Source organism: Leifsonia sp. SIMBA_070, assembly GCF_046534635.1.
Taxonomy (GTDB): Bacteria; Actinomycetota; Actinomycetes; order Actinomycetales; family Microbacteriaceae; genus Leifsonia.
The window spans coordinates 1-341 of sequence record NZ_JAWRYK010000089.1; the positions used below are offsets into that span (position 1 = coordinate 1).

The 341-nt window shown below is 71.6% G+C and carries 1 pseudogene; it reads right to left on the bottom strand.

The features are described from left to right. Window positions 1-341: pseudogene (locus SB754_RS19535) on the bottom strand (SAM-dependent methyltransferase); the annotation flags it as partial.

Below are 341 nucleotides of genomic sequence, written 5' to 3' on the forward strand. Positions count from 1 at the left end.
TCGGCGACCAGGCCCGCGCGGATCACTGCGCCGTCGGGCTCATACAGGTAGGCGTCCACGGGGCCGACGGCGACGTCCTCGCTGCCGGGGGCATAGTCCAGCGCGGAGGTGAGCTCGGCCGCGCCGTTGGGGCCGATCACCAGCGCGGCCCGCCGGACCCCCTCGCGGCGCAGGGCGTTGAACCACAGGGTTGCCTCGGTGACATCGCCGTCCACGGAGACCCACTGCGTTTCGCAGTTCACCGGCAGTGCCTCGTGCGGAATTCCCGGACCCATCTTCACTCCCACGGGCAGCCCCGCGTCGGCAAGCGACTCAACGAAGGACAGCGGCGGGGAGAAGGC